Genomic DNA, 25831 nt, shown 5'->3' on the forward strand with positions numbered 1-25831 from the left:
GGAAACCCAGCGCGGCCGTCACGCCGTGCGAGCTGACGTGACGTCGCCCGTCGGGCGGCTGCTGCGCGGGCACTTGGCCGACGAGCACCGGCGCGCGCTGGCCGAAGTCGTCGGCGCGTTCCTCGCCGACGACCAGGCCCCCATGCCGGTGACGCTCGCTGAGGCCTTCGACGCGCTGCTGGTGAGCTTGCGGCTGCCGGGTCTGGACCTGGTGGTGGCGCCGGGCGCACCGACGGTGGACCCCTGGCGGGTGGAGTGCCCGGCGTGCGCGGCGGCTCCGTGGCACCCCTGCCGCGGGGTCGGCGCGACCGTGCTCCACGTCGACCGCTTGGTGGCGGTGGTCGTCGGCCTGGCCGACCAACACGCCGACGTGCACGCCGAGGTCGCCGACGCTGTAGCGGTCGAGGGCCTGGCCATCGACGTGCCGGTGTCCGGGAGTTTGTCGTGAGCCGGGTGCAGGCGCGGCGTGCCGCGCTGGCCGAGGTCGCGTCCGCGGCGCGTCAGGTGCAGGTGCTGCACCGGCCGCCGGCGTCGCCGCGCCGGCTGACGGCGCAGGTGGTGCACCAGCAGCAGCTGGTGCGCGCGTACCGCGCCCAGGCGCACGCCGCGTTCGACGCGTCGACGTACTTCCTGGCCGAGTCGCCGACGCAGCTGTCGCTGCTCGCGCTGGGCAACACCAGCACCACGTTGGCGAACCGGTTGGACGACGAGTTGCAGGCGGCCGTGCGGAGTGGTGCGTGATGGCCCCGCAGTGGCACGGCGTGTTCCTCGAGCGCCTGGACGCGGCCGAGTCCTCCGCCCGCTCGGCGATGGCCTCGGCCGGTGGTGGCACCGGTGCGCTGCAGGTGGTGATCGGCTCCGACCTGGAGATCGGCGCGGTGATGAAGGAGGTGGCCGCCCGGGCGGCCACCCCGCCGTTGCTGCGGCGGCTGCTGGAGATCGGCGCGCGGGCGATGACCTCGCGCGCCGACCAGGCGCAGCTGGTGCTGCACGCGCACGACGACGGTCCCGGCTGGCCGGACCAGGCCGCCGTCGACGACGTCGTCACCGAGGACGACGTCGACGTCGAGCACCAGGCCGTCACCGGCGGGCCGAGCTCGGCACCGGCAGATGACGCCGAGGTCGACTCCGTTCCCGCCGCCATCGAGGAGCAGGACGCCGTCGACGCCCCGGCCGAGCCGGCGGACGGAACCGGCCAGGCCACTGAGCAGGCGGACGAGACGGACCAGGCCGCCGAGCCTCCGGCATCGGCCGACCCCGTGGCGGAGGCGCAGTCGGTGGTGTGGGACCTCTACCTGCCGACCGAGGGCCTGGGCGCCCCGCTCGCCAAGGACGTGGAGCGGCTCACCGCGTCGGCGCAGCTGCTGGCCGACGAGGTGGACGAGTACGACCAGGCGCTGAGCGCCGTGCGCGAGCAGCTGTCGCTGCCCCACCTCCCGGACCGGCTGCCGCTGGCCGAACGGCGTGCGCGGACGCGGTCGGAAGTCGGCGACGTGATCGAGCAGCTGCACACCGGCGTCGACCAGATCGCCCAGGCGCTCGGGATGCAGCTCGGTGCGTCGCTGGCCGAGGTCGTCGCCGAGGCGCAGCGGTTGCGCGGTCTGGTCGACACCCGCGCCGAGCCTGCCGGGACCGGTGGGTGATGGCCGCGCACGCCAAGCCCCGGCGGCGCAAGCTGCGACTGCCGCGCCCGTTCCGCCGCCCGTTCCGGCTGCTCCAGCGGCGCCCTTTCGACCACCCCGGCCTGCTCGGCATGGTGCTCGTCCACCTCGGCCTGTACGTGGTCGCGGCCGTGCTGGTCGTGATCGCGTGACCGCCGCCGTGCGCCTGGCCGTCGACGTCGCCGAGGTCGTGGCCGCGTGGCTGCACCTCGTGGTGTGGACCGGCGTCGTCATGGCGCTGGTCGCGCTGGCCGGTGCCGCCGTGGCCGCCGTCGACGGCCCGGCCGCCGGCGGTCTGGTCGTCGGCTCCCTGTCCGTCGTCGTGGACCTGGTCCTGGTCCACGTCGCCCTGCACGCCCGTTCGCTTCCCACCGTGAGGCTGCTCATGCCCCAGACCCACCCGCGTGCCATCCGGCGCGCAGCCATCGGCGTGTTCGCCGCGCTCCTTCTCGTCGCCGTCGTGTTGACGGTGACGGGCTGCGTGCCCGACGACCGGCCGACGCAGGTCGTCACCACCACCGTGGTCGAGATCACCGGGGTGGTGAACCAGCGATGACGATCCCGACCGAGTTCGCCATTGAGGAGCCGCCGCCCGCCGGCCGCACCCAGACGCGGCTCGACCTGATGGTCGACGTGTCGGCGAAGCACACGCTGTTCCCCTCGGACACGTGCGGGTGCGGCGAGGCGTTCACGTTCCGCGAGGTCGGCGGCCGGACCGACACCCGATCGTGGCAGCGGCACGTCATGCAGGCCGTGCTGCTCGCCGTGATCGACAGCGTGGGGACCGAGCTGCCCGAGCCGATCGCGAGCGCGGTGCAGGCCGCCCGCCTGGTCGACGACCTGGCTGTGCACCAGGTGCTCGCCTCGCACAAGGCGCTGCTGGAGGAGATCCGCGTTGCGCTGATCTCCTACCAGGCTTTGGAGGAGCACTACGGTGGCGAGCTGGCCGACGCGCGCGCGGACGTCGACACGCTCGTCGCCACCGTGCGCGAGCGGCAGTCGGCGATCGAGATCCTGGCGCGCGAGCTGTACACGGTGCGCCGCGAGCTCGCCGAGCACGACCGCCAGGCCGCTCGCGACCGGATCGTGCGCCAGGCGCACCGCGCCTACGGGCGCGCGTCGCGAACGATCGGTGCCCAGCGCGCGCTGATCGACCAGAACCGGCTGCGGTTGGACGAGACGCACAGCGTGATCGAGCGCCAAGAGACTCGGCTGATCACCGCGCGCACCCGGCTGCGGTTGATGCTGGGGCTGGAATCTCCCGCGTACAGCGGTATGTCGCTGGAAGACCTGCTGGACGTCGCAACGCAGCGGCTGCGCCCGAACAGCTCGCAGGGTGATGATCGCCGTGGCTGAGTGCGTGATCTCCGAGACGATCGGGGACAACGGCCCGGTGCAGGCGTGCGTGGTGCACACCCACATCGCGCCCTGTCCCCGCAACGGCCGGGCCGCCTCCCGTTCACCGCTGCACACCGACACGGTGAGCGACCGGGACGCGATCTTGGTGTTCTGGGACACCGTTACCGCGCGGCAGCGCCCGTTGGTGATCCACCGGGGCAGCCTCGGTGACCCCCGACCACACAGCACCGGTGTCGACGACTTCGCCTGCTGGTGCGAACCGGAAGTTCTGGCCGCAAAGGCGGGTGACCGCCGTGGATGACCCGGTCGACCTGCCCGAGTGGCTGGTGACCGTTCTGGAGGCTGTCGAACTGCTGGCCGTGGTCGTGGTGTTCGTGGGGCTGCCGTTGACGGTGGCCGTGTCGCAGGCGGTGATGGCCTGTGCGTGAGGTCCTGCGTCGGTGGTGTCGACACCTGGTGGGTCGGCACGACGTGACCGCCACGGTGGCCGCGACCGTGAGCGGGCACGCGGTGTGGCACAACGCGTGTCCGTGCGGGCTCGTCGACCGGGGCGCCGAGGCCACGATCGACCAGGCCCGCCAGCGGGTGCGCGAGTCGCTCGGGCCGCACGACACGCTGACGTGGACCCGGCTGCGCCCGGGCCGGCCCGTGGCGCTGTGGCCGGACGTTGCGCTGCTGCGCCTCCCGGCCGCGCACCTGGATCTGCCGGCGGCGATGCGCGGTCGCGGCGACGTCGTGGCGGTCGACGGCTCGATCCGGACGTTCGACCGCCGGTCCGGCTGGGGTGTGGTCACCGACGCAGGGTGGGTGCTGGGCGGCACCTGGCCCTACACCACCTCCACTAACGCTCTGGAGTTGCTGGCCATCGCGCACGCCACCCGCCTGTTTCCCTCCGGCCACGCGGTGGAGGTCCTGTCCGACAACGACGGTGCCCGACGGGCCGGTGTCGCGATCCTGTCGGGCGAGTTCCGGACGTTCCAGTCCACACCGAAGTGGGTGCCGCTGGACGCGTTCAAGATTCTGCGCTCGGCCAGGTCACGCGGTGTGCGCGTGACGGTCACGGAGGTGCGCACCAAGACGCACCCGCTGCACAACGTCGCCGACCGGGTCGCCCGCGGCCTCCCGGTGGAACCCGTACTACTCGCCGGAGGTGTCCACTGTGGATGATCGAACCCTGCCGCTGCGGGTCGAGGCGATCGACCGGCCGCCCGCCGTCGAGCCCCTCGAGGACGAGGGAGCCGAAGGATGAGCCGCAACCACACCGCCCGCACCCGCGCAGCGCTGGGCCACACCCAGCCGCTGCGCTCGGGCCGTATCTCGATCACCCGGCTGCGGCTGCACCCCGCCAACATGCACCGAGACCCGGGGGACCTCACCGAACTGGTCGAGTCGATCGGCCAGTTCGGACTGCTGCAGCCGCTGCTGGTGCAACAGCGCGGCGAAGTCCACGAGATCGTGGACGGCCGCCGCCGCTACCTGGCGTGCCGGTTGGCCAACTTGCGCACCGTGCCGGTCATGTGGCAGGCGTCGGTGACCGACGACGAGGTCGTGGCCATCACCGTGGCCACCGACGTGCACAAGAAGCCGATGAGCCCGGCCGAGCGGGCGCACGCCATCCGGTGCCTGCGCGCGGACGGGTGGACGGTCCGGGAAGTCGCCGAGCGCTACGGCAAGAGCGAAGCGACCATCTACAACTGGCTTGCCCAGAACCCCGACGACGCCCCGACGCCCTCCGCCCGCACGTCCACCGGCACGACGGATCCGGACCCGGCGACGTTCAAGACGCGGCGCGCGCCCGGCTGGGTGCAGAAGGGCGTGGACCGCCTGGCCGAACGGGTCCTGGCCGACGCCGCCGAGACCGGCCTGACCGGTCCGCAGGTCGTCGAGCTCGTCGCCGAGCTGCGCGGCCTCACCGTCTCCGGCGGTGAGGCCCGGTGAACCGCGGCGTGCAGGTCGAGCAGCTGGCCGTCGCCGGTGTCGTGGTCATCGCGCTCGTCGTGGTCCTGGCCGTCGTCGGCATGGCCGTGTCGGCGCTGCGCGGGCGCCGGCTGCACACACGACCGGACCCGAGGGCGCCCTTCGAACGGCCCTGACCCACCCCTCAGGCGGCCGGTGCCCGCTTCCCCCGGGTACCGGCCGCCCAGCCCTGTCCACCGGCAACCGTCGCGAAAGGACGATCGACATGGCACTCCGCCGTCTCGTCGCACTCGTGCTCGCCGGCCGGGAACCCGCCGAGGCCCTGCCCACCGACCAGCGCGCGCAGCTGGTCGATGGGCTGGTCCGCGGCGGGCTCACCGACACCGAGATCGCCGAGCGACTGCACATGACCACCTACACCGCCGCCCGCATCCGCGAGCGGCTGCAGCTGCACCCGAACGCCACGCACGACTGGAGGACCGCAGGGTGATCCACACCGACCCCCACCGCACACTTACAGGGCCGGTGACCTGATGGCGTGGCTGAAAGGCGACGACAAGGCCAACGGCAACCCCAAGCTGCGCGCGGTCGCGCAGGCCTCCCGCACCGGCGGATGGGGCGTGCTGTTCAGCTGGCTCTACGCCGCCCAACAGGGCACCGACGGGTGGCTCCCGCAGTGGGTGGTCGACCGCGAGTTCACCGAGAAGGAACTCACCGCGGTCACCACGATCAAGGCCAACGGCCGCGCGCCCCTGCTGCACAAGTTCGACCCGGACGTGCCCGACGAGGACCTCTGCTCGTGCCTGCACGACAAGAAGTGGACCGCCGAGATGGGCGGCTACTGGATCCACGACTGGCTCAACCACAACCCCAGCAAGGCCGAGAACACCGTCCACCGCGCCAAGGGCACCGAGCTCAAGGACCAGGACCTCATCCTGCTGATCCGTCAGCGCGACGGCAACGCCTGCCGCTACTGCCTCACCGTCGTGCCCTGGGCCGACCGCAAGAGCCCGCGGATGCTGACGATCGACCACGTCGACCCCACCCTCGCGGCGGGCGCCGACAACCTCGTCGTGGCGTGCATGTTCTGCAACAGCAAGAAGAAGGACGCGCGCACCCCGGCTGCGGCCGGGCTCACCCTGCACGGCCCGCCCGTCGACGTGCCCACCAACCCCGGCGTGTTCCCGCCCGTGGGCTGGCCCAAGGGCACCGACCCGTTCTCGATCGAACGCCACACCCCGTGGCCGCAACCCGGCGCGGAACCCGCCGAGACCACCGACCGGATCACCACCGGATCACCTGATCCATCACCTGATCCGGATCTGATCGGACCTGATTCCGATCACCGATCCGATCCCGACCCGACCAGTGATCCACAACCGGGGGACAGCCCTGTGGAAAACCGGGCTCACCAGCGGGAACAGACCTCCAGGGCATCGCCGGGTACGACCACAGACGGCCTGCCTCCCCAGAGGGGTAGGGCAGGTGGGGGCAGCCGCTCACCACAGGTTCCACACGCAGGCGACGTAGGCCCGGCAGGCAGAAGACCCGTCATCGGACCTGCCACCACACCCCGCTCCGCAGCCAACCCACCCACCTACCGCAAGTCCGCAACCAGCAACCCACCACCGGAGGAGGAAGGCCCGCCGTGACCAGCAACCCCAATCAAGGCACCTGGGAACTCCTGCAGGAACAAGAGCACCTCCGACTCGTCGCCTGCCCGGCCCCGAGCGACGGCGGCTGCGGCGCACCGGTCGGCGTGGACTGCGTCCGGCTCCACCGCCGCCCCGTCCGCGAGCGGCACGAGATCGACCGGACCGACTGCGAGGCCCCCGACGGCTGCGGCGCCGACGTGGGCGAGCCATGCGCGCACCCGCACGGCCGGAAGCGGCGCGGACCCGGCTGCGTCGCCCGCATCCGGGAAGCCGACGCCGCGTTCCCGGCAGGCGCACACCCCGCCCTGCCCGCCGCGCCCGAACCGCCCGCGCCCGGCCGCCGGCTGCTGCCCGTCGACCAGGCCCGCCGCGACGTCGCGTCCTACGTCGTGCCGTGCGGCTGGTGCCACCGCCGGATCGTCCACGCCACCAACCCGCGAGGAGAGAGCACGCCCATCGACGCCGAGCCCTCACCGGACGGGCACCTGCTGCTCTCCGTCGACGACCGCGGCCCGCGCTGCCACCCGCTCAAGCACGGCCAGCTCGCCGCCGCCATCACCGACGGCAAGAAGGTGCACACCCCGCACCGCCAGACCTGCCCACAGGGCACCCGGACCGCCTGGTACCGCGGCGTCCGGGGCACCCTGCCCGCCCGCCGCACCTGACCCGAGAGGACCGCCACCCGCCATGGCCCAGCCCAAGAACCTCCACCTCGTCATACGCGCGGACGTCAGCGGCCTGCGTCGCGCGGCAGTCGGCGCGCAACGCTCGCTCGACGCCCTTGTCGCAACGACGCTGGCCCACCGCGCGTACTGGAAGCTGCACGCCGCGGCACGCGCTGCAGGCCGGGCCGAGAAGATCGTCCGCGACGGGCGCCGAGGCGATCCCGCGTTCACCCGCCCCGCCCCGCTGCCGATCGACGGCCGCGCCTACCGCAACCGCACCCGCCGTCGCACGAGGAGGACCCGGTGATCGAGATCCACGACGAGCTCCCCGACATCCCGGTCATGGTCGACCGCGATGACGACGGGGACGGAGACGACGGCACCACCCACGTCAACGTCGCCATCCACCGGCCCGACGGCAGCTACCTGTCCGCCTCGGCGACCGTCGACGGCGAGGCCGACGCCGACCGACTCGCCTGCCTGATCCTGCGGGCCGCCCAGGGCGCCGCAGCGGCGCACGGCACCGACACCTGGATCGCCGTCCAGTCCCTGATCACCACCAGGAGCAGCACGTGACGCACCCGCCTCGGCCGACGACGATGGTCAGCCACACCGACCCGACACCCGAGACCTGCTGGGCATCGCACTGCCGACTGCCCGCCCGGGAGCGGGACCGCGGCCGCATCCCGAAGTACTGCTCCGGAGCGTGCGAGCAGCGGACCGTCGCCGAGCGCCAGGTGGTGATCGACGGCCAGCGCCCGGCCGTGCAGGTGCACCCCGGCCCGTTGCGCGTCGAACAGCCCACCGGGCCGCAACCCCAGGTCATCTACACCAGCACCACGCCCGACACCCGTCTCGACCGGCCCAGCGTCAACGAGCTGCTGGTGGACGCGTGCGTGAACGTCTCGGCGCGGCTGTGGTCCCTCGTGTTCGGCCGGAGTCGCCGGTGACCGGGCCACCACCGGTAGGCACCTCCGACCGCGGACCCTGCCTGATCCGCGAGACGCACGTCGCAGCCGAGGGCTACCGGACCTGCGACCCGTGCGCGACGTACGTGCGCGACGCGCTCGACGACGTCGTCCGACTGCACCCCGTCGTCGCCGAGGAAGCCGAGTACGGCACCGGCGGCGGCGACGGACCCCGCGGGGCGACGGTCTACCGCTCCGGACCGCCGGTGAACCTGGCCCGCCTGGACCGCGCTGACCGGCTCGCCCAGGCTGGCGTGCTCGCCACCCTCGCCTACTGGGCTGACGGGGTGCGCGAGTCCACCGGGCTACCCGCTCGCACCGGCGCGCCCACGCTGGCCGGCGAGGTCGTGGTGCTGGTGCGCATGTGGAGCTGGATCCGCAAGCAAGACGCAGTCGGGAAGTTCGCCTTCGAGGTGGTCGAGCTGCGCCGGGTCCTGGCGCAGCTCGCCGGGGAGACCCGCGGCCGCATCCCGGTCGGGGTGTGCCCGGTTCTCGTCGACCACGACGCCCGCACCGGCGCCCCGATCCAGTGCGGGCAGCGGCTTCACGCCCGGCCCGGCGACCGCGCGCTGCGCTGCCCCCAGTGCGGCACGCTGTGGCCCGCCTACCGGTGGGTCGACCTTCAGCAGGCACAGGAGGCCACCAGGTGATCAAGGCCCGAATCGGGGAGCTCGCGCCGGGCGAGCCCGTGACCGACGCCGAGGCCCTGTCGATCATGCTCGGCGGCGTCCCGGTCGGCACGTTGCAGCGATGGGCGCAGCGCGACGGGTGGCCCCGCCGGCACAGCACCACCAGCCGAGGCCGCCTCACCGAGTACTCGGTGCGCGCCGCCACCGCCACCTATGAGCGGCTGAGGGGGCCGTTGGACACGCCGACCAGCGGTGAAGTAACCTCCGGTCAACTTGGTGAACTGTCTTCATCGGACACCTCACCCCTCATGGCTGCCCGTGCCGAGTAGCCGGGGATCGGCTCCCGGCCCGTGCCCCGCACCACCTGGTTGGTGCGGGGCACGCGCACGTCCGGGGTGGTGGTCGCGGTGGCGAAGTGGCAGGGGCGCAAGGGCAGGCCGTGGCGGCGGATCGTCGCGGCGACCAAGCGACTGCCGCCGGTGTGCGGCAGGTGCGGCCTGCAGATCGACATGACCCTGCCGCCCAACCACCGCATGAGCTACACCACCGGACACCGGCGTGCCCGGGCACGTGGCGGGGTGGCGTCGGTGGCCAACGCCCGGCCCGAGCACCGCGCCTGCAACAGCAGCGCCGGTGCAGACGTGCCGGGCCGGAGGACCCAGGCGTTCCGACGATCGCAGGAGTGGTGAGCGTGCGGCACGTGGTGCTGATCACCGGCCCGCCGTGCGCGGGCAAGACCACCTTGGCGAGAGCGCTGGCGGTGCAGCGGCCCGGCCTGGTCGTCGACCGCGACCTGATCGCCCGCACGCTGGGCAGCCGGGCCGGGCACGACCACGGCCGCCGGATCACGCAGCGCGCCGAGATGCGGCTGCGCGCCGAACTGGACCGGATCGCCGAGGCCGAGGATGTCACCGCGTACGTGGTGCGCTGCCTGCCCTACCCCGACGAGCGGGAGCGCCTGGCCGCCCGGCTGCGCGCCGAGCTGGTGCTGCTCGACCCCGGCATGGTCGAGTGCCTGCGCCGGGCTGGCGTCGACCACCGTCCTGAGGGGACTGGCGACGCCATCCGGCAGTGGTACGCCCGGGCCGGGCTGGTCCCGACCGTCCCGTCGACCACTGCGGAGCGGCCTGATCAGTTCCGCAGGTCACAGGCATGGTGACCCCCTCTGACCTGCGAAAACAGGTCGCGAGGCTCTGACCTGCGGTTTTTGGTGAGCTGCGGCCGGGTGACCCCTCTCCCAGCCCTCCCTTTTTTTCTCCCCGGGAAGCCACAAAAGGGCTGGTGGGAGGCGGTTTGATGAGCGATCGGATCACCGTGATCAGCGATGTGATAGCCGCTGCGATCCGGGAGCACCGCAAGAAGCGCGGGCTCACGCGCGACGAGCTCGCGACGGAGCTGTGGGACGTCGGCGCGCCGCAGTCGATGTCGGCCGCGGTCGTCGGCTACATCGAGACCGGCCGGCGCGACAAGGACGGCCAGCGGCGCCGCGAGGTCACCGCCGACGAGCTCGTGCTGATCGCTGCGGCGCTGTCCACGCCGGTGCGCGACCTGCTCGGCGAGCACGCCGAGAAGTTCGGCTTCGACGACGCCCCGCCGTGCACCGAGTGCGCCGAGCGGCGCCGGCGTGGCGGGCAGGTTCTGGCCCAGGCCCGCGAGGACGTCGAGGACATGGGCGAGCTCGACGAGTTCGAGGGCACGCTGGCGGCGGCGCTGTTCGTGGTGGCCGAGGCTGTCGACAACGGCCACGACAAGCTGCCGCAGCTGGTCAAGGAGCTGCGCGAGCTCACCGCGGCGCTCATGGCCGGCCGTGCCGAGCCTCCTCCCGAGGAGGACGATCTTGACGACGCCGGAGAGCCGGACTGAGGAGCTGCGCGAGCAGCTGAGCCGGCTCTACGGCCTGGAGTGCGTGCCCCGGTGGGGAACCCCGCGCAACGAGGACCGCAAGACCTACGGCGGCAAGGTCGCCAAGTACGCCGCCGCGCTCGGCACGCCGTTCATGCCGTGGCAGCGGTACGTCGCCGACGTGGCGCTGGAGGTCGACCCGGACACGGGGCTGCTGGTCTACCGGCACGTGCTGCTGATGGTGCCCAGGCAGTCGGGCAAGACCACGTTGCAGCAGGCGCTGATGGCGTGGCGGGCGTGCGCCTGGCCCCGGCAGGGCATCGTCTACACCGCACAGACGCGCAACCTCGCCCGCGAGAAGTGGGAAGAGGAGCACGTCGAAGCGCTCAAGGCCGCGCCGGCGGTGTGGAAGCGCGTCAAGGCGGTCGTGACCGCCAACGGGCGCGAGCACATCAAGTTCCACAACCGCAGCCGGTGGGGCATCTCGGCCAACACCAAGAAGTCCGGTCACGGCCCGGTGTTGGACATGGCGATGATCGACGAGGCGTTCGCCCAGGTCGACAACCGCCTGGAGGCCGCGTTCGGCCCCGCGATGATCACCCGGCCGCAGCCGCAGCTGTGGATCGTCTCCACCGCCGGTGACGAGGACAGCGAGTTCCTGAACTTCAAGCGCCAGCTGGCGCACGACATCATCGAGTCGGATCTCCGCCTCGCCTCGCGGTTCTGCGCGTTCGACTGGACCCCGCCCGACGTGTACGACCGCACCGACCGGCGGGTGTGGCGCGCGGTGATGCCCGCGCTGGGCCACACCCAGACCGAGGAAGCCGTGCAGGCCGAGCTGGAGTCGATGGCCCCGGCCGATTTCGACCGCGCGTTCCTCAACGTCACCTCCGTCGAGCAGCCCGAGCCCGACAAGAACGTGCCCTCGCAGGAATGGCCCGGCCTGGTCGACCTGGAGTCCAAGCGCGGCAGGTACGTGGCCCTGGCGGTGGACATCACCCCGGACCGGCAGTACGCCTGCATCGCGGTCTACAGCGTCCGTGAGGACGGCCTGGAGCACGTGGAGGTCGTCGACCACCAGGCGGGCGTCAACTGGCTGCCCGAGCGGCTCAAGCAGCTGCGGGACAGGCACAACCCGATCGCGATCGCGATCGACGCCAAGGGGCCGGGCGGCGCGCTGCTGCTGGAGCTGGAGGAAGACGCCGAGCGTCTGAAGCGTGAGAACAGGCCCAGCGGGTTGTCGCGGCCGAAGAACCCCGACAAGCCCGCGTGGGGCGATCTGGCGGTGCCCACCGCGGCCGACGTCGCCGCGGCGTGCGGCGCGTTCACCGACGCCTGCCGGCCCCCCAAGGACGCGCCCGACGACGAGGCCCAGGCCGACGACGGACACGACGACGGCGCTGCCCTGGTGGTCGACGGCGAGTTCGAGGTGGTGTCCGAGGTCGTGCTGGGCACGATCCGGCACCTGGATCAGTTGCCGCTCAACCTGGCCCTCGCCAACGCAGTCAGCCGCCCCTTGGGCGACGCCTACGCGTGGGGCCGGATGAAGTCGTCCGGCGACATCAGCCCTCTGGTAGCGGTCACATTGGCGCGGTGGGCGTATCGGGCGCGGGTGCACCTGGTGGTCCAGGCCTATGACCCCTTGGCGAACATCTGGTGAGAGGAGCGCAGGTGCCCAAGCCCTCTCGCTGGGTGCGGTTCCGGACGTCCGTCCACAAGCTGGCCGTGCGGGCGTTGCTCGGCGCGGCCGTGGTGGCGGGCCACGCTTGGCGGGGCGTGGTCCGCCACGGCATCGCGGTGGCGGCCGTGCTGCTGCTGTCGATCGGCGCCGGGATGGTCTTCCCGCCGGCGGGGTTGATCACCGCCGGCCTGCTGCTGCTGGGCGACCGGGTGGTCGACGACTGGCGCGAGGACCGCGACCGGCGCGCAAGCAAGGGCGGTGAACCCCGGTGAGCTACCTGACGCGGTCACGTCGTCCTGAGCGGGCGAACGCGCCCCTTCGGCCGTGGCGGCACTACGTGTCCGACTACGACGGTCTGGGAGCCGGCTACGCGGCCGTGCACGTGGGCTCGGCGGAGTCGGCGCTGCAGGCCGTGGCGATCGGCTCGTCGGTGGACCTGCTGGCGTCTCTGGCCTCGGAGCTGCCGGTGGGCGTCTACACCGGCTCGAAGGGCTCCCGGCGGTCGTTGCCGACTCCTGGATACCTGCTCGACCCGGCCGGCGACGGGCACGGCCTGGCCGACTGGATGTACCAGCTGCTGGTGTCGTGGCTGTTGCGCGGCAACGCGTTCGGCACGGTGCTGGAACAGTCCCGCGGCTACCCGACGCAGATCACCCTGCACTACCCGGACTCGGTGACGGGCTGGTTGGGCGGCAACGGTGTGCCCGAGTGGTCGGTGGACGGCAAGACAGTCGACCTGGAGACCTTCCGGCACCTCCGGGTCAACCCGATGCCCGGCGTGGTGCTGGGCATGTCGCCGGTGCAGCGCCACGCCCGCACGATCGGCCTCAACCTCGTGGCGACCCAGTTCGGGCTGCAGTGGTTCACCGACGGGGCGCATCCCGGCGCGCTGCTGACCAACAGCGAAGCCGACCTGTCCGACGAAACCGTCGTGCGCCGGGTCAAGGACCGGTTCCTCGCGGTGATCCGCGGATCGCGCGAGCCGCTGGTGCTGGGCAAGGGCTGGGAGTACGCCCCTATCCAGCTCAAGCCCGAGGAGTCGCAGTTCCTGCAGACCCAGGGCTACAGCGCCGCGGACTGCTGCAGGATCTTCGGCCCGGGTATCGCCGAGCTGCTGGGCTACGAGACCGGCGGCAGCATGCGCTACACCAACGTGGAGTCGCGCAGCGCGCACGTGCTGGTGTACGCGCTGAACAAGTGGCTGCGGCGCGCCGACCGGGTGTTGACGTCGATGCTGCCGGACGGGCAGTACGCGCGCATCGACCGCGACGCGGTGTTGCAGTCCACCACTCTGGAGCGCTACCGCGCTCACCACCTGGCGCTGGGCGACCGGTGGAAGACGGTCAACGACGTCCGAGCCGACGAGGAGCTGCCCCCGGTCACGTGGGGCGACGAGCCCAACCCCGTGGGCGGTGCGTCCGGCGCGGGCGGCGATGACGGCGGGCCCGACGACCCCGAGGACGGGAGACCATGAGCATCAACACCGTGCCCGGCCTGGAGATCGTGCGGGCCGTGCCGACGAGCATCCGCGCGGTACGCGCCGAGGGCGACGAGGGCCAGGCCGCCGACGTGATGCCGACCATGGAGGTCCGGTTCAGCGTCTTCGACACCTGGTACGAGGTCAACTCGTGGTGGGAGGGCCGGTTCCTCGAGCGCACCCAGCGCGGCGCGTTCGCCAAGACCATCGCGGAGAACCGGAAGAACATCCGGTGCCTGTACGACCACGGCTACGACTACCAGATCGGCAACAAGGTCCTGGGCCCCGTGGAGGACCTCCGCGAGGACGCGGACAGCCCGGTCGGCGTGGTGCCGCTGTTCGACACCTCCTACAACCGCGACCTGCGGCCCGGCCTGGAGGCCGGCGTCTACGGTTCGTCGTTCCGGATGCGGGTGATCAAGGAGGAGTGGAACGAGGAGCCCGGCCGCTCCGACCACAACCCCGAGGGCCTGCCCGAGCGCACGATCACCGAGATCCGGCTGTTCGAGTTCGGTCCGGTGACCTGGCCCGCCAACCCCGACGCGACCGCCGGACTGCGGTCGACGTCGATGACCGACCTGTACTACGAGCGGCTGCGCGCCCGCGACCCCCAGCGGGTCGACGAGCTGCGGTCGCGCGTGAGCAGCACCCGCACTCCCGACGCCACGGCAGCCGCCCCGACGGGCACTGCCGCACCGGCGGGAGCCGCACCACGAGCCGACGAGCCGGCCAAGCGCCACTCGGGCGGACCGACCCACGCCGAACGGCGTGAGGCCATCTACCCGTACCTGAGGAAAGGGGCGTCGAGATGACGCTGGAGGAGATGCGCGCGCGGCTCGCAGCGATCGAGACCGAGCGCCGAGGCATCCACGAGGCCGCCGGTGAGGCCGCCTTCGACGAGGACCAGACCACCCGGTGGGCGGAGCTGGACACCGAGGAGACCGACCTGCGCCAGAAGGTGGCTGCCGCCGAGGTGGAGGACCGCGCCGAGCGGTCGCGCCGCGTCGCCGAGTCCCGCAAGCAGTTCGGCGCGCGGTTCAACCCGACCGCCGACCCGTTCGCCTCGCTGCTGGAGGGCAACGCCTCGCGTCAGCAGCTGGTCGACGGGCTGCTGCGCGCCAACGACGGCCGCGACCTGGAGGCCGACCAGCAGCGGCAGATGGAGCGGCTGATCAAGCGGCACGCCAAGGACACCAGGTGGGCGCGGCAGCTGCTCGCCCGGTCGACCCCGGCCTACGAGTCCGGGTGGCTCAAGCTCATGCGCGGCGAGGGCATGCTGCTCAACGAAGAGGAGCGCGCGGCGATGGCCGTGGGCACCAACACCGCCGGCGGCTACCTCGTGCCCACCCACCTGGATCCGACCCTGATCCTGACCAACGAGGGGTCGGACAACACACTGCGGCAGATTGCCCGCGTGGTCACCCTGACCACCGGCAACCGGTGGAACGGCGTCACCACGGCGGGCGTCACCGCGTCGTTCGACGCCGAGCTGTCGGAGGTCTCCGACGACACCCCGGCCGTCGACGACGAGGGCATCCCCGTCCACATGGCCCGGGCGTTCGTCCAGGCGTCCTACGAGGCGTTCGAGGACATCTCCGGCCTGGAGTCGGACGTGCGGATGATGTTCGCCGACGCCAAGGAGGTGCTGGAGGGCGACAAGTACAACAACGGCACCGGCACCGGTCAGCCCACCGGGATCTTCACCGCGCTGGACGCCAACACCAACGTCGAGATCGTCTCGACCACGGCCGCCGCGATCGGCGTGGTCGACCTCGACGCCGTGTACCGCGGTGTGGCCCAGCGGTGGCGCAGGCGCGCCACGTGGCACATGAACTCCAGGTACCACCTGGCGATCAAGGCCCTGGGCACGCAGGTGTCCAACGCCTACTCCGGGGACCTGCGCGAGGCCCCGACGCCGGTGATCTACGGCCGGCCGGTGAACGAGGACGACGACGCCCCGGACACCCAGACCACCACCGCCCGCGACAACGAGCTCATCTTCGGCGACTTCAAGAACTTCCTGATCGTCGACAAGCCCGGCTCGTGGGCCGTGGAGTTCATCCCGAACATGTTCCACGTGGACAACAACCTGCCCAACGGCAAGCGGGGCTGGCTCGCCCACTGGCGCACCGGGTCCGACAGCGTGCTGGACAACGCGTTCCGGCTGCTGCAGGACAAGACCAGCGCCTGACCCGCCTCACCTCACCGGTGCCCGTCGACCCGCCCGGGGTAGGCGGGCACCGGCGCATCCCGACGACCCCGCCAAGATCCCCCGTCGAGGAGGAACCACCGTGTCCGATCCCAACCCGACCACGCCACCACCCGCGGACCCACCGCAGGACCCGCCGGCCCCGAACTTCGTGCGGGTGCGCAGGGACCCCTCCGCCGTGGTCCACCCCGAGCACGGCAACTTCGTCGTGCCGCGGCCCGGCGACCGCTACGCCGCCGACGACCCGTTGGTGACCGCGTTCCCGTGGCTGTTCGAGGACCAGAACGCCCCGGAACCCGAGACCAACGTGCAGTCGGTGAGCCTCGCGCCGGTGGAGCAGGCGACGGCCGCGCCCGGCGAGCGTCGCGCCACCCGCAAGCAGTCGGGCAACCGCCAGTGACGTCCGCAGGGTTCGTGCCGGGGTCGGTGGTGGTCGGCTACCTCGACCCCGGCACGTGGTCGGCCGTGTTCGGGCTGTCCTACCGGGATCTGCTGATGGCCGACCTGGTCGGTCCGCAGCGGATCGTGCGCGAGAGTGGCCGGGAGTTGCGCGCGGTCACCGGCAGCGGTGGCATCCCCGGCAGCCGCAACCAGGTCGCCCGGGAGTTCCTGGACTCCACCGACGCGGAGTGGCTGTTCATGGTGGACAGCGACATGGGGTTCGGGCCCGATGTCGTCGAGCGCCTGGTGGCCGCCGCCGACCCCGCCGAGCGGCCGGTGGTCGGCGGGCTGTGCTTCGCGCTCAAGCGTTCCGGGCGCGGCGAGTTCGGCGCCGAGCGGTTCCGGATCCAGCCCACCCTGTTCGAATTCCGCGACCTCGGCGACGAGGTCGGGTTCGCGCCGATGCTGGACTACCCGCGCGACCAGCTCGTGCCGGTCGGCGGCACCGGCGCGGCCTGCCTGCTGATCCACCGCGTCGCGGTCGCGGCCGTGCGGGAGCGCTACGGCGACGCCTGGTTCGACCCGATCACCCACCCGACCGGCGACCACGGCAAGCCGCGGACGTTCAGCGAGGACCTGTCGTTCTGCGTGCGCCTGGCGGCGGTCGGGGTGCAGCCCTACGTGCACACCGGCGTGCGCACCACCCATGACAAGCACGGCGTGTTCCTGGACGAGGACACCTACGAGCCCTACCGGCCGGCCCCGGCCGCCGTCGACGAGTAGGGGGCAGACGTGACCTACGACCTCGGCGACACCGCCCGCCTGCGCTTCGAGGTGCGCGACGCCGCAGGCGCCCTGGCCGCCCCGGGCGGGGACGTGACGTGCACGATCACCTTGCCCGACGACACCACCGTCACCCCGGACGTGACCAACGCGTCCACCGGCGTCTACACCGCCGAGTTCCTCACCGAGGACGTGGGGCGGCACCTGGTGCGGTGGGTGGCCACCGGCACCAACGCCACCGCGGACGCCGACATTCTCGACGTCCGCCCCGCCGACCGCGCCTGGCTGATCTCGCTGGCCGACGCCCGTAAGCAGCTCAACTTGCTCTCGACCACGGACGACGGCGAGCTGCGCGACTGGATGGGCGCGACGACCTTCGTGGTCGAGCGGCACACCCAGCGAGCCTTCGTGCGGCGCACCCGCACCGAGACCGCGCGCGGTGGCCGGCAGGGCATCCCGCTGATCTGGGGGCCGATCGCGTCGATCACCAGCATGCAGCCGCTGCTGGACACCGGCACCGGCTACGACCCCGCCGACCTGACCTGGACGTCCTCGGACATCTTGCGCCTGCGGTCCGGTGCGTCGTTCGCGGCCGGCGAGTACACGGTGGTCTACGTCGCCGGTGACAACACCGCGATCCCGGAGCACGTCACCGCGGCCGGGCGGATCATCCTCGGCCACCTGTGGGAGACCCAGCGCGGGCAGACGTCCCTGCCCAGCCGCGGCGGCGACGAGGACTACGAGGCCGCGCTGATCGGCTACGCCATCCCCAACCGGGCGGTCGAGCTGCTCGGTAAGCCTGTAGGGGGTTTCGCCTGATGGTCGCCTCCAGGATCCCCGCGGCGCTGGACGCGCTGGTCGCCCTGTGCCAGGGCGCCACCGCCACCGGCGGCGTGCTGGCCGGTGTGCAGGTCGTCGACGGCCCGCCGGTCGTCGAGCCGACCGAGCAGCTGGTGCTCTACATCGGCGACACCCCCGACGACGATTCGCCCGGCGCGGTCGGCGCGCAGAACTGGGTCAACCTCGGCGGCTCCGACGCCGACGAGGCGTTCACGATCTACTGCACCGCGCTGGCGCGGTCCGGCGACACCGGCATCAAGGCCAAGCGGGACCGGGCGTTCGGCATCTACGACGGCGTCGCGCAGCTGCTGCGGCTCGGCGCGCCCGGGGCCGATCCCCGGCTGGGCGGCTCGGTGCTGTGGGCCCGCACCGGCGGCGAGGAGTCCTACCTCCCGATGCAGACCGACAAGGGCGCGCTGGTCGAGGTCGGGTTCCACGTCGTGTGCCAGGCCCGGATCTGAGCGAACCCACACAGATAGGAGTGAGGACGTGCGTGTCGTCTACGACGGCCCCTACCGGGCCGTGAACGTGGCCGCCGTGGGGCTCATCGCCCTGCGCGGCGAACCGATCGAAGTCCCCGACGTGGTCGGCCTGAGCCTGATCGAGCAGGACACCTGGAGCGACCCCGACGCCCCGCCCGACACGGCCACCATGGCGGACCCCGCCGTTCCCGCCGGGACCGACGTGCCGGACTACCGGTCGTGGTCGGCGGCGCGGCTGCGTGAGGCCCTGGCCGGGCGTCGGCTCCCCACGGACGGCACCAGGCCGGTGCTCGCCGAGCGCCTGGCCGACCACGTCCGGACCACGGCCGGCCGCGACGAGCGCACCGGCGACGACGAGACCACCGCGGAGGTGACGCCGTGACGATCCCCTCGGGCATGTCCGCCCAGGTCATGGTGGGCAGCGAAGTCACGCACGGCACGGCCGTGACCCCGAACCGCGGCTACGAGTTCCGCTCCGAGAGCCTGAAATTGGAGGTCGGTCGGATCGAGTCCGGCGGCATCCGCCCGGGCGTGCGGGTCCAGCGGTCGAGTCGGTGGCGTAGCGGGCGCCGTGCCGTCGCCGGTGACGTCACGATGGAGTTGATGACCGCCGGGTGGGGCCTGTGGTGGAAGAACGCCCTCGGTGGCGTCGTCACGAGCCAGCCGGACGAGCCCAACGCGCCGACCGTCTTCCTGCACACGTTCACCCCGGGCACGTTGCCGCCGGGGCTGACCATCCAGGTGGGGCGGCCGGACAAGGGCGCCACGGTGCGCCCGTTCACCTACATCGGCTGCATGCTTCGGCAGTGGTCGCTGTCGGCCGCGGTCAACGAGCTGGTGACGTTCACGGCCTCGGTCATCGGGCGGGACGCCACCACCGCCACCGCGCTGGCCTCGTTCGTGGACGCGGCCGACGGCGATCCGGTGCCCTTCACCGAGGGCACGCTGACGGTGGGCGGCTCGGCGCTGGCGGTCAGGTCGTTCTCCATGCAGGGCGTGAACACGCTCGCCGACGACCGGTACTTCCTGGGCTCGCCGCTGCGGGCGAAGCCGGAGGAAGCCGGGCTGCGCGAGATCACCGGCAACCTCGAACCCGAGTTCGACGACCTCACCGCCTACCAGCGGTTCGTCGACGGCGACGAGGCCGAGCTGGTGCTGCTGTTCCAGAGCGGCATCATCGAAGACGCGCTGCGCTTCGAGACCCGCATCACCGCGAACGTGAGGTTCGACGACGGCACGCCCAACGTCGATGGCCCGACGATGCTGCAGAACCCCCTGCCGTACAAGGTGATCGACGACGGCACCCTGTCGATCGAGGTCGAGTACCAGACCACCGACGAGACCCCCTAGTCGACGTCCCCGGTCGGGAGGTGCGGCCGTGCCCGGCTTCGAGGTACACGGCACCGACGCGTTCCGCAAGGCCGCCGCCGACCTCAAGCGCGCGGGTCGCGGTGACCTGACGCGGAAGATGACCGCGGACATGAAGCGGGCGGCCGATCCGGCAGTGCGCGAGATGAAGGCACTCGTGCAAGGCCTGTCGACCAAGAGCACACGTAGCGGCCGGAAGAGCAGCAACTACAGCCGCAAGGTCGCCCGCGCGAAGGACGGGCCGCAGGGCAACCGGCGCATCCGCACCACCAGCTCGGCGCGGCAGGCCCGCGTCGAGCACGCGTTGCGCAACCGGAAGAAGCTCACCGACCGGTCCAGGGCGAAGGCGTACGGACGCGCCGGACTGCGGGCGACGGTGGCACGGGCGACAGGCACCACCGCGTCGACCAGTCCCACCCGCGCGGCGGTGCGCATCCGCGCGGCCCAGGCCCGGATGCCTCCCGACCAGCGCGCGCTGCCACGGCTCATGGACCGCGGCCGCTGGCGCAAGCCCACGTTCGGCCGAGGGCGGTGGACCAGCCAGGCAGTCACGCCCGCCGGTTGGTTCAGCGAGCCGCGCAAGCGGCACGGCCCGCGGATCCGAACAGCGGCGCACGCCGTGGTGATCCGCGTCCTGCACGATCTCGGCAACGGATAGAAGGGTCCACTATGGACAGACAGTTGCACTGGTTGCGGTTCGTCCAGGACGGCCGCGCCTGGGACCTCGACGTCCACGCCCTGTGGGTCGACGACACCATCGCCCTGCAAGAGCTCGCCCGGGGCCGCACGTGGGCGCAGATCCTCGCGGGCCTGGACGTGGGCGACATGGTCGCGGTCAAGGTCATGTGGTGGGCGGCGCGCCGGGCGAACGGCGAGACCGCGCTGCGGTTCGAGGACGTGCGGTTCCAGTGGCACACCCTCGCGTACAGCTGGGTCGACGACCCGACCCCGGTACCCGAACCGCCGACGGCCGCCGAGGCGGACCCCGTGAGCGAGGCCGCGCCGACGACCGGCTGACGGCCGCACCCCGCGCACCGCCCACCGGAAGGAGGTGCGCGGACGTGGCCAACCGCGACTTGATCTTCACGATCCTCGGCATCGACAAGGCCTCGCCCGCGTTCCGGTCGGTCGGCGACGCCGCCGAGCGTGCCGGGGACCGGGTCGACCGGGCCGGGTCGAGCGCGATCAAGGCGATGGCAGGGGTCGCGGCCGCGTCGAACGCCGGCGGCCTGGCCGCGGCCGCCGCGATCGGCGGTGTGCCGCTGCTGTTCGCGGGCATGGCGGCCTCGGCGGTGTCCAGCAACGAGCAGGTTCGCACGTCGTTCTCGAACCTGCGCGACAACGTGACCGACGACGTCCAGGCCATGGCCGAGCCCATGGTCGACGACTTCGTGGTCGCGGCCAACGAGCTCGGCCGGGCGTGGGGCCGGGACGTCGGACCCGTGCTGAAGTCCATCTTCGCCGATCCGGCGATGGCACACGGCGTGCGCGAGCTCGCGACCGGTGTGGGAGAGCTGGCCGGCAACGCGATGCCCGGTCTGGCCAAGGCCGTCCGGTCGAGCCAGCCGGTGATGAGCGGCTACCGGTCCCTGCTCGGCGACGTCGGCTCCGGTGTGTCGGACTTCGCCGAGAACGTCTCCGACAGCTCGGAGTCGGCCGGACGGGTGATCACCGGGTTCGGCCGTATCGCCGAGGACGTCCTGGGCGACGTCGGCGAGCTCGTCGGCGACCTGGCCGACGCAGCCGCCCCGAACATGGAACGGGTCGAGCAGGTCGTCGAACGCGCCGGCGACTCCCTGCTGGGCCTGGCGGACCATGCGCTGCCCATCCTGTCCGACGCCGCGGGCACCGGGATGTCCGCGGTCTCCGGGTTGCTCGGCGTGCTGGAGCCCTTCCAGGGCGCGCTCGGCACCGGACTCGGGGTCACCCTGGCGGCGGCCGGCGGCTGGCGGCTGCTCACGGCCGCCGGCAACGGCTTCACCAAGCTCGACCTCGGCGGCCGGATGGAGCGCACCGCGCTGTCCGCCGGGATCATGACCGAGCAGCTGACCGGCTCGGCCGGCGCCGGTGAGCGCGTCGCCACCGCCGGGTCGCGCATGGGCAACGTCCTGTCGAAGGTCGGGGCGGCCCTGCCGATCGTCGGCGTCGCCGCCGTCGGCCTCGGCCTGATGCTCGACGCGGCCAATCAGGAGATGGAGCAGATCACCGCGACCGGGCGCACCTGGGCCGAAGGTCTGCTCAAGGGCGGCAGCGAGGCAGACCGGGTTCGGCAGCAGATCCGCCGCCTCAACACCGAGAACAGCGACTACCAGTCGCAGCTGGCGTCGATCCGCCAGCAGTTCGAGAGCACCGGTGAGGCCGCGGGCGCATTCGCCGGTGAAGCGGAAACCCTGCAGAGCAAGCTCGACGCGAACAACCTCAAGATCAGCGAGACCAACCGGCAGTACCAGGAGATCCGCAACTCGCTGACCGGCGCCGAGCTGGCACAGGTCACGTACAACGAGGCGGTCGAGAAGTACGGCGAGGCCTCGCCCGAGGCCGCGGCTGCCGGCGTGGTGTGGCGGGCCGCGCTCGACGACGAGAAGCGCAAAGCCGAGGCGGCGGCCGAGGCGACCAAGACGCACACCGACCGCATCATCGAGCAGCAGAACATCATGCTCGGTGCGGCGGGTGCCGGCCTGAACTACCGGGCCGCGTTGCTGAACCTGGAGCAGGCGCAGAAGGGCCTGAGCGACGCGACGAAGAGCCACGCCGAGAACAGCCTGGAGGTCCGCGAGGCGACTCTGGCCTACGAGCAGTCACTGCTCGGTGCGATCACCGCGGCCGGTGAGATGGCCAACGCGGAGCACGCGGGCGCGTCGGAGTCCGAACGGGCACGCCTGGTAACCCAGGCGCAGGCCACCGAGATCCTGCGCCTGGCGGCGGCTGCGGGAACCACCGCGCCGGCTTCGTTGATGGCGATGGTGTCCTCGTTGGACGCCACCACGTTGGCCGCGCTCGGGGTGACGGCCCGCGTCAACGAAGCCGGTCAGGCTGTGTACCGCTTGCCCAACGGCAAGGAAGTCGTCATCACGGGGAACAACTTCGACGCGCTCGCCAAGATCAACCAGATCAACAACGCGAACGTGCGGGACAAGTTCTTCTCCGTGGTGATGCGGATGCAGGTGGACAGCAGCGGAGTCCCCATCGCGGGGTCGAACCGGTCCTCCGGTGCCGTCTCCGGCTACAACGACGGCGGTTGGGTCGGCGGGGCCGGCCCGGACCAGGACAGCGTCCCGGCATTGCTGACGCCGAAGGAGTTCGTGGTCAACCGGCGTGCGGCGCGGAAGTTCGGGCCGCTGCTGGAGGCGATCAACGACTCCGAGGGCGGCACGAAGGAACTCGAGATGCCCACCGGGGTCGCGACGGCCGGAGGCGGACCTGGACCGGCCCGCGTGGCGTCGGCTGCGCCCGTGTCCGTGGTCCACAACCACTACTACGACGTCTCGCCGACGTTCACGGGCCCGGTGGGCAGCCAGCGCGAACTGGAGGAGTGGCTCACCCGGTCGCTCGACAACCTCAACCGCAAGAACCGACTGCCGAAACCGAGGTGACCCATGCTGTCCCCCGACTACGAGGTGTTGGTGGACTGGGACGGCGACGGCGGCCTCGGTCTCGGGGACTTCGAGTTCGGCCTGGACGGCTGGAGTGCCGGCGGGACGCTGCCGCCCTCGCTGGCCCAGTCGACCTCCCGGTCCTACCACGGCAGCACGTCGGCACTGATCACGTGGGACGCCGGCGGCACCTCGCCGCTGATCCAGCGGATCTGGCCCGGGTTGTCGGCCGGCACCGCCTACAGCCTGTCGGCGTGGGTGTTCGTGCCGGTGGGCAGTGTCGCGCTGAAGTGGACGGTCGCCGGGATCTCCAGCGGCCCGGCGTCCGCGGCCACCGGGGCGTGGGTCGAGATCACCCACACGTTCACGGCGAGCGCGCCGAGCCACGCGCTGCAGATCGTGCCGGCCAGCCTCCCTGCCGGCGGCGAGCAGGCATGGGTGGACCACCTGCGCATCACCGGCCCCGGCGAGGACGTCACCGGCCGCGTGTGGGATCGCACCCCGATCGGACTCGACTACGGCCGCGACCAGGCCCGCAGCCTCAGCCCCGTCAAGCCGGGCGAGCTGGCCTTCGAGTTGGACAACACCTCCAGGGACTACTCGCCCGAGCACACCGGTTCACCGCTGGCCGACATGCTGGGGCCGGGCCGAGCGGTCGTCGTCCAGGCCACGTACGACTCCAAGGCCTACACCCTGTACCGCGGCTACATCGACGACTACACCGTGCTGCCCGACCCGGGCGACTGGTCGGTCGCGTTCACCGCGCTCGACGGCGTGGGACGCCTGCGGGAAGTCGACGTGTCGACGTCGCTGCACCGGTCCATCCAGACCGGTGACGCGGTGCACCGCGTCCTGGACGCCGTCGGCTGGACCGGCGGCCGGGACATCGACACCGGCGCGACGACGCTGCGATGGTGGTGGGAGGAGGGCACCGACGCGTCCACCGCACTCGACCGGATCACCACCGCCGAGGGGCCGGGCTCCTTCGTCCACATCGGCGCGTCCGGCGAGTTCGTCTTCCGCGGCCGTCACCACCGGCTCACCCGCTCCGCGTCCACCACGGCGCAGGCAACGTTCAGGGACGAGGGCGACGAACTCGTCGAACCGGTCTTCGACTCGCCGTTCCAGTACGACTCGGGGTGGAAGGACATCGTCAACCACGTGGCGTTCGAGGTGGTCGAGCGGACGATCAGGGCCACACCGGACGTGATCTGGAAGATGTACAGCCGCTACCAGCTCGGCCCGGGCGAGACGATGACGTTCACCCTGGTCGGCAACACGGCCCTGTTCACCGACGTGATCACGCCGACGCAGGGCACCAATCCCGACGTCGACACCGACTTCGTGATCGTCGGCTCGGGGACGCTGCGGTTCGAGCTGGACCGGACCAGCGGGCAGCGGTTCGTGCTGCGGATCACCCTGCCGCTGGGCGGGTCGGCCGTGACCCTCACGCGGGGGCGGCTGCGCGGCTACGTGGTCGACGAGGTGTCGCGGGTCCAGGTGTCGCTGGAGGACTCGACCAGCATCGCCCGGCACGGCCGCCGGACCTACACAGGTACCGCGCCGCACATCAACGTGCACGACGCGCTCGCCGTCGCCCAGTTGATCATCGGTCAGCGGGCGACCCGGCTGCCCACCGTCCGGATCAAGGTCCTCAGCGCCTCGGTCCCGCAGCTGACGCAGCAGCTCACCCGAGACCTGTCCGACCGGATCCACATAGTCGAGTCGCAGACCGGGGTGGACGCCCCGTTCTACATCGAGCACATCTCGCACAGCGTCCGCGACAACGGGCTCGTGCACGAGACGGTGTTCGGCTGCGAGATGGTCCGCACCCTGCCCGCGACGACCTTCCGTTTCGACTCGGGCACCGCCGGGTTCAACGACGGCCGGTTCGCGCCGACGGCGCTGGACGACCCGACGAGCGTCTTCCGTTTCGACACCACCGGACAGGGCTTCGACCAGGGCCTGCTCGGAACCTGAGGAGTACCACGATGACGAACACGATGGCGTACGCCTACTGCAACATCGGGAGGTGGATAGCCGACTGCCCCCGCCCGCACTGCTCCAACGCGATCGCGCTGGAGCCCAAGCAGGCGACGTTCCACTGCGGCGGGCACGACGGCTGCCGGATGATCGCGCCGATCGTGTGGCCCGCGGACGCCGACGAGATCTCGGACGCCCTCGCGGCCCGCCCGGTGCCCGCCACGCGGAACTGGGCGCCGGCGGGCCACTGGCAGGCGACGGTCACCGGGTTCCCCGACGGCCAGACCGCCGGCGAGCTGCGCGCGGAGACCGCCGAGCACGTCGACCAGGAGGTGTGA

Annotated in this window: 38 protein-coding genes; all 38 read left to right on the forward strand. The window is 72.0% G+C overall.

What is annotated here, in order from left to right; all coding sequences use genetic code 11:
• Positions 1-25: 25 nt before the first annotated feature.
• The 38 genes from EDD40_RS07665 (at position 26) to EDD40_RS07820 (ending at position 25831) form a co-directional block, all read left to right on the forward strand.
• Positions 26-448 carry a zinc finger domain-containing protein gene (locus EDD40_RS07665; RefSeq protein WP_170184984.1) on the forward strand — a complete coding sequence of 141 codons (423 nt, stop codon included), beginning with the start codon at positions 26-28 and terminating at the stop codon, positions 446-448.
• Positions 445-741, forward strand: coding sequence for a hypothetical protein (locus tag EDD40_RS07670; protein ID WP_123742277.1), 297 nt, complete (start codon positions 445-447; stop codon positions 739-741). Before EDD40_RS07665 ends, EDD40_RS07670 begins: the two co-directional genes overlap by 4 nt.
• On the forward strand, positions 738-1643 hold the full coding sequence (locus tag EDD40_RS07675) for a hypothetical protein (RefSeq protein WP_170184985.1): 906 nt from the start codon (positions 738-740) through the stop codon (positions 1641-1643). The genes EDD40_RS07670 and EDD40_RS07675 overlap by 4 nt, the downstream gene beginning before the upstream one ends.
• On the forward strand, positions 1643-1813 hold the full coding sequence (locus tag EDD40_RS41505) for a hypothetical protein (protein ID WP_170184986.1): 171 nt from the start codon (positions 1643-1645) through the stop codon (positions 1811-1813). Before EDD40_RS07675 ends, EDD40_RS41505 begins: the two co-directional genes overlap by 1 nt.
• The gene (locus tag EDD40_RS41510; RefSeq protein WP_170184987.1) at positions 1810-2217 is read left to right on the forward strand and encodes an archaellin/type IV pilin N-terminal domain-containing protein; all 408 of its coding nucleotides are present in this window, start codon (positions 1810-1812) and stop codon (positions 2215-2217) included. Before EDD40_RS41505 ends, EDD40_RS41510 begins: the two co-directional genes overlap by 4 nt.
• Positions 2214-3017, forward strand: a complete 804-nt coding sequence (locus EDD40_RS07680; protein WP_170184988.1) for a hypothetical protein — start codon at positions 2214-2216, stop codon at positions 3015-3017. The genes EDD40_RS41510 and EDD40_RS07680 overlap by 4 nt, the downstream gene beginning before the upstream one ends.
• Positions 3001-3321, forward strand: a complete 321-nt coding sequence (locus tag EDD40_RS07685; RefSeq protein WP_148088716.1) for a hypothetical protein — start codon at positions 3001-3003, stop codon at positions 3319-3321. Before EDD40_RS07680 ends, EDD40_RS07685 begins: the two co-directional genes overlap by 17 nt.
• Positions 3314-3448 (forward strand): hypothetical protein, encoded by a 135-nt coding sequence (locus tag EDD40_RS44305; protein ID WP_281277751.1) that lies wholly within the window; start codon positions 3314-3316, stop codon positions 3446-3448. Before EDD40_RS07685 ends, EDD40_RS44305 begins: the two co-directional genes overlap by 8 nt.
• 28 nt (positions 3449-3476) lie before the next feature.
• Positions 3477-4187 carry a ribonuclease H family protein gene (locus tag EDD40_RS07690; RefSeq protein WP_123742281.1) on the forward strand — a complete coding sequence of 237 codons (711 nt, stop codon included), beginning with the start codon at positions 3477-3479 and terminating at the stop codon, positions 4185-4187.
• A gap of 78 nt (positions 4188-4265) precedes the next feature.
• Entirely contained in the window at positions 4266-4958 is a 693-nt protein-coding gene (locus EDD40_RS07695; RefSeq protein WP_123742282.1) for a ParB/RepB/Spo0J family partition protein, read from the forward strand.
• Positions 4955-5113, forward strand: coding sequence for a hypothetical protein (locus EDD40_RS41515; RefSeq protein ID WP_170184989.1), 159 nt, complete (start codon positions 4955-4957; stop codon positions 5111-5113). The genes EDD40_RS07695 and EDD40_RS41515 overlap by 4 nt, the downstream gene beginning before the upstream one ends.
• Before the next feature lie 89 nt (positions 5114-5202).
• Positions 5203-5427, forward strand: a complete 225-nt coding sequence (locus EDD40_RS07700; RefSeq protein ID WP_148088717.1) for a hypothetical protein — start codon at positions 5203-5205, stop codon at positions 5425-5427.
• Between the two features lie 43 nt (positions 5428-5470).
• Positions 5471-6589, forward strand: coding sequence for an HNH endonuclease signature motif containing protein (locus EDD40_RS07705; protein ID WP_123742284.1), 1119 nt, complete (start codon positions 5471-5473; stop codon positions 6587-6589).
• Entirely contained in the window at positions 6586-7257 is a 672-nt protein-coding gene (locus EDD40_RS07710) for a hypothetical protein (protein ID WP_123742285.1), read from the forward strand. Before EDD40_RS07705 ends, EDD40_RS07710 begins: the two co-directional genes overlap by 4 nt.
• A 22-nt stretch (positions 7258-7279) precedes the next feature.
• Positions 7280-7564 (forward strand): hypothetical protein, encoded by a 285-nt coding sequence (locus EDD40_RS07715; RefSeq protein WP_123742286.1) that lies wholly within the window; start codon positions 7280-7282, stop codon positions 7562-7564.
• Positions 7561-7833 (forward strand): hypothetical protein, encoded by a 273-nt coding sequence (locus EDD40_RS07720; protein ID WP_123742287.1) that lies wholly within the window; start codon positions 7561-7563, stop codon positions 7831-7833. The genes EDD40_RS07715 and EDD40_RS07720 overlap by 4 nt, the downstream gene beginning before the upstream one ends.
• Positions 7830-8207, forward strand: coding sequence for a hypothetical protein (locus EDD40_RS07725; RefSeq protein ID WP_123742288.1), 378 nt, complete (start codon positions 7830-7832; stop codon positions 8205-8207). The genes EDD40_RS07720 and EDD40_RS07725 overlap by 4 nt, the downstream gene beginning before the upstream one ends.
• Entirely contained in the window at positions 8204-8875 is a 672-nt protein-coding gene (locus tag EDD40_RS41520; RefSeq protein ID WP_170184990.1) for a hypothetical protein, read from the forward strand. The genes EDD40_RS07725 and EDD40_RS41520 overlap by 4 nt, the downstream gene beginning before the upstream one ends.
• Positions 8872-9183, forward strand: a complete 312-nt coding sequence (locus tag EDD40_RS41525) for a hypothetical protein (protein WP_170184991.1) — start codon at positions 8872-8874, stop codon at positions 9181-9183. Before EDD40_RS41520 ends, EDD40_RS41525 begins: the two co-directional genes overlap by 4 nt.
• Positions 9184-9204: 21 nt before the next feature.
• A complete protein-coding gene (locus EDD40_RS41530) occupies positions 9205-9543 on the forward strand; it encodes an HNH endonuclease (RefSeq protein WP_246037520.1) in 339 nt (112 codons plus the stop codon).
• Positions 9540-10013 (forward strand): AAA family ATPase, encoded by a 474-nt coding sequence (locus tag EDD40_RS07735; RefSeq protein WP_170184992.1) that lies wholly within the window; start codon positions 9540-9542, stop codon positions 10011-10013. Before EDD40_RS41530 ends, EDD40_RS07735 begins: the two co-directional genes overlap by 4 nt.
• Positions 10014-10150: 137 nt before the next feature.
• Positions 10151-10717: a helix-turn-helix domain-containing protein gene (locus EDD40_RS07740; protein ID WP_123742291.1), complete on the forward strand. Its 567-nt coding sequence runs from the start codon at positions 10151-10153 to the stop codon at positions 10715-10717.
• Positions 10692-12356 carry a terminase large subunit domain-containing protein gene (locus EDD40_RS07745; protein ID WP_123742292.1) on the forward strand — a complete coding sequence of 555 codons (1665 nt, stop codon included), beginning with the start codon at positions 10692-10694 and terminating at the stop codon, positions 12354-12356. Before EDD40_RS07740 ends, EDD40_RS07745 begins: the two co-directional genes overlap by 26 nt.
• Before the next feature lie 11 nt (positions 12357-12367).
• Complete coding sequence (locus EDD40_RS07750) at positions 12368-12649, forward strand: hypothetical protein (protein ID WP_148088719.1); 282 nt, start codon at positions 12368-12370, stop codon at positions 12647-12649.
• A complete protein-coding gene (locus EDD40_RS07755; protein ID WP_123742294.1) occupies positions 12646-13851 on the forward strand; it encodes a phage portal protein in 1206 nt (401 codons plus the stop codon). Before EDD40_RS07750 ends, EDD40_RS07755 begins: the two co-directional genes overlap by 4 nt.
• The gene (locus tag EDD40_RS07760; protein WP_123742295.1) at positions 13848-14666 is read left to right on the forward strand and encodes an HK97 family phage prohead protease; all 819 of its coding nucleotides are present in this window, start codon (positions 13848-13850) and stop codon (positions 14664-14666) included. Before EDD40_RS07755 ends, EDD40_RS07760 begins: the two co-directional genes overlap by 4 nt.
• On the forward strand, positions 14663-16045 hold the full coding sequence (locus tag EDD40_RS07765) for a phage major capsid protein (protein WP_123742296.1): 1383 nt from the start codon (positions 14663-14665) through the stop codon (positions 16043-16045). Before EDD40_RS07760 ends, EDD40_RS07765 begins: the two co-directional genes overlap by 4 nt.
• Positions 16046-16145: 100 nt before the next feature.
• Positions 16146-16463: a hypothetical protein gene (locus tag EDD40_RS07770; RefSeq protein WP_123742297.1), complete on the forward strand. Its 318-nt coding sequence runs from the start codon at positions 16146-16148 to the stop codon at positions 16461-16463.
• Positions 16460-17227 carry a hypothetical protein gene (locus EDD40_RS07775; protein WP_148088720.1) on the forward strand — a complete coding sequence of 256 codons (768 nt, stop codon included), beginning with the start codon at positions 16460-16462 and terminating at the stop codon, positions 17225-17227. Before EDD40_RS07770 ends, EDD40_RS07775 begins: the two co-directional genes overlap by 4 nt.
• Positions 17228-17236: 9 nt before the next feature.
• A complete protein-coding gene (locus EDD40_RS07780; protein ID WP_123742299.1) occupies positions 17237-18046 on the forward strand; it encodes a hypothetical protein in 810 nt (269 codons plus the stop codon).
• Positions 18046-18528, forward strand: a complete 483-nt coding sequence (locus EDD40_RS07785; RefSeq protein WP_123742300.1) for a hypothetical protein — start codon at positions 18046-18048, stop codon at positions 18526-18528. Before EDD40_RS07780 ends, EDD40_RS07785 begins: the two co-directional genes overlap by 1 nt.
• 28 nt (positions 18529-18556) lie before the next feature.
• On the forward strand, positions 18557-18931 hold the full coding sequence (locus EDD40_RS07790; RefSeq protein WP_123742301.1) for an SAP domain-containing protein: 375 nt from the start codon (positions 18557-18559) through the stop codon (positions 18929-18931).
• Positions 18928-19899 carry a phage tail tube protein gene (locus EDD40_RS07795; RefSeq protein WP_123742302.1) on the forward strand — a complete coding sequence of 324 codons (972 nt, stop codon included), beginning with the start codon at positions 18928-18930 and terminating at the stop codon, positions 19897-19899. Before EDD40_RS07790 ends, EDD40_RS07795 begins: the two co-directional genes overlap by 4 nt.
• A gap of 28 nt (positions 19900-19927) precedes the next feature.
• A complete protein-coding gene (locus EDD40_RS07800) occupies positions 19928-20575 on the forward strand; it encodes a hypothetical protein (RefSeq protein WP_123742303.1) in 648 nt (215 codons plus the stop codon).
• A gap of 11 nt (positions 20576-20586) precedes the next feature.
• Positions 20587-20934 (forward strand): hypothetical protein, encoded by a 348-nt coding sequence (locus tag EDD40_RS07805; RefSeq protein WP_148088721.1) that lies wholly within the window; start codon positions 20587-20589, stop codon positions 20932-20934.
• A gap of 44 nt (positions 20935-20978) precedes the next feature.
• On the forward strand, positions 20979-23510 hold the full coding sequence (locus EDD40_RS07810; RefSeq protein WP_123742305.1) for a hypothetical protein: 2532 nt from the start codon (positions 20979-20981) through the stop codon (positions 23508-23510).
• 3 nt (positions 23511-23513) lie between these two features.
• Positions 23514-25490, forward strand: a complete 1977-nt coding sequence (locus tag EDD40_RS07815; RefSeq protein ID WP_123742306.1) for a carbohydrate binding domain-containing protein — start codon at positions 23514-23516, stop codon at positions 25488-25490.
• Positions 25491-25501: 11 nt separating this feature from the next.
• Positions 25502-25831 (forward strand): hypothetical protein, encoded by a 330-nt coding sequence (locus tag EDD40_RS07820; RefSeq protein ID WP_123742307.1) that lies wholly within the window; start codon positions 25502-25504, stop codon positions 25829-25831.

Origin of the sequence: Saccharothrix texasensis (assembly GCF_003752005.1) — a bacterium.
Classification (GTDB): Bacteria; Actinomycetota; Actinomycetes; order Mycobacteriales; family Pseudonocardiaceae; genus Actinosynnema; species Actinosynnema texasense.

Coding starts and splice junctions, on each gene's coding strand:
- EDD40_RS41505 (WP_170184986.1), top strand. CDS start 1,643: ATGGCCGCGCACGCCAAGCCCCGGCGGCGCAAGCTGCGACTGCCGCGC.
- EDD40_RS07680 (WP_170184988.1), top strand. CDS start 2,214: ATGACGATCCCGACCGAGTTCGCCATTGAGGAGCCGCCGCCCGCCGGC.
- EDD40_RS07685 (WP_148088716.1), top strand. CDS start 3,001: ATGATCGCCGTGGCTGAGTGCGTGATCTCCGAGACGATCGGGGACAAC.
- EDD40_RS07695 (WP_123742282.1), top strand. CDS start 4,266: ATGAGCCGCAACCACACCGCCCGCACCCGCGCAGCGCTGGGCCACACC.
- EDD40_RS07700 (WP_148088717.1), top strand. CDS start 5,203: ATGGCACTCCGCCGTCTCGTCGCACTCGTGCTCGCCGGCCGGGAACCC.
- EDD40_RS07705 (WP_123742284.1), top strand. CDS start 5,471: ATGGCGTGGCTGAAAGGCGACGACAAGGCCAACGGCAACCCCAAGCTG.
- EDD40_RS07715 (WP_123742286.1), top strand. CDS start 7,280: ATGGCCCAGCCCAAGAACCTCCACCTCGTCATACGCGCGGACGTCAGC.
- EDD40_RS07740 (WP_123742291.1), top strand. CDS start 10,151: ATGAGCGATCGGATCACCGTGATCAGCGATGTGATAGCCGCTGCGATC.
- EDD40_RS07760 (WP_123742295.1), top strand. CDS start 13,848: ATGAGCATCAACACCGTGCCCGGCCTGGAGATCGTGCGGGCCGTGCCG.
- EDD40_RS07765 (WP_123742296.1), top strand. CDS start 14,663: ATGACGCTGGAGGAGATGCGCGCGCGGCTCGCAGCGATCGAGACCGAG.
- EDD40_RS07785 (WP_123742300.1), top strand. CDS start 18,046: ATGGTCGCCTCCAGGATCCCCGCGGCGCTGGACGCGCTGGTCGCCCTG.
- EDD40_RS07805 (WP_148088721.1), top strand. CDS start 20,587: ATGGACAGACAGTTGCACTGGTTGCGGTTCGTCCAGGACGGCCGCGCC.
- EDD40_RS07815 (WP_123742306.1), top strand. CDS start 23,514: ATGCTGTCCCCCGACTACGAGGTGTTGGTGGACTGGGACGGCGACGGC.
- EDD40_RS07820 (WP_123742307.1), top strand. CDS start 25,502: ATGACGAACACGATGGCGTACGCCTACTGCAACATCGGGAGGTGGATA.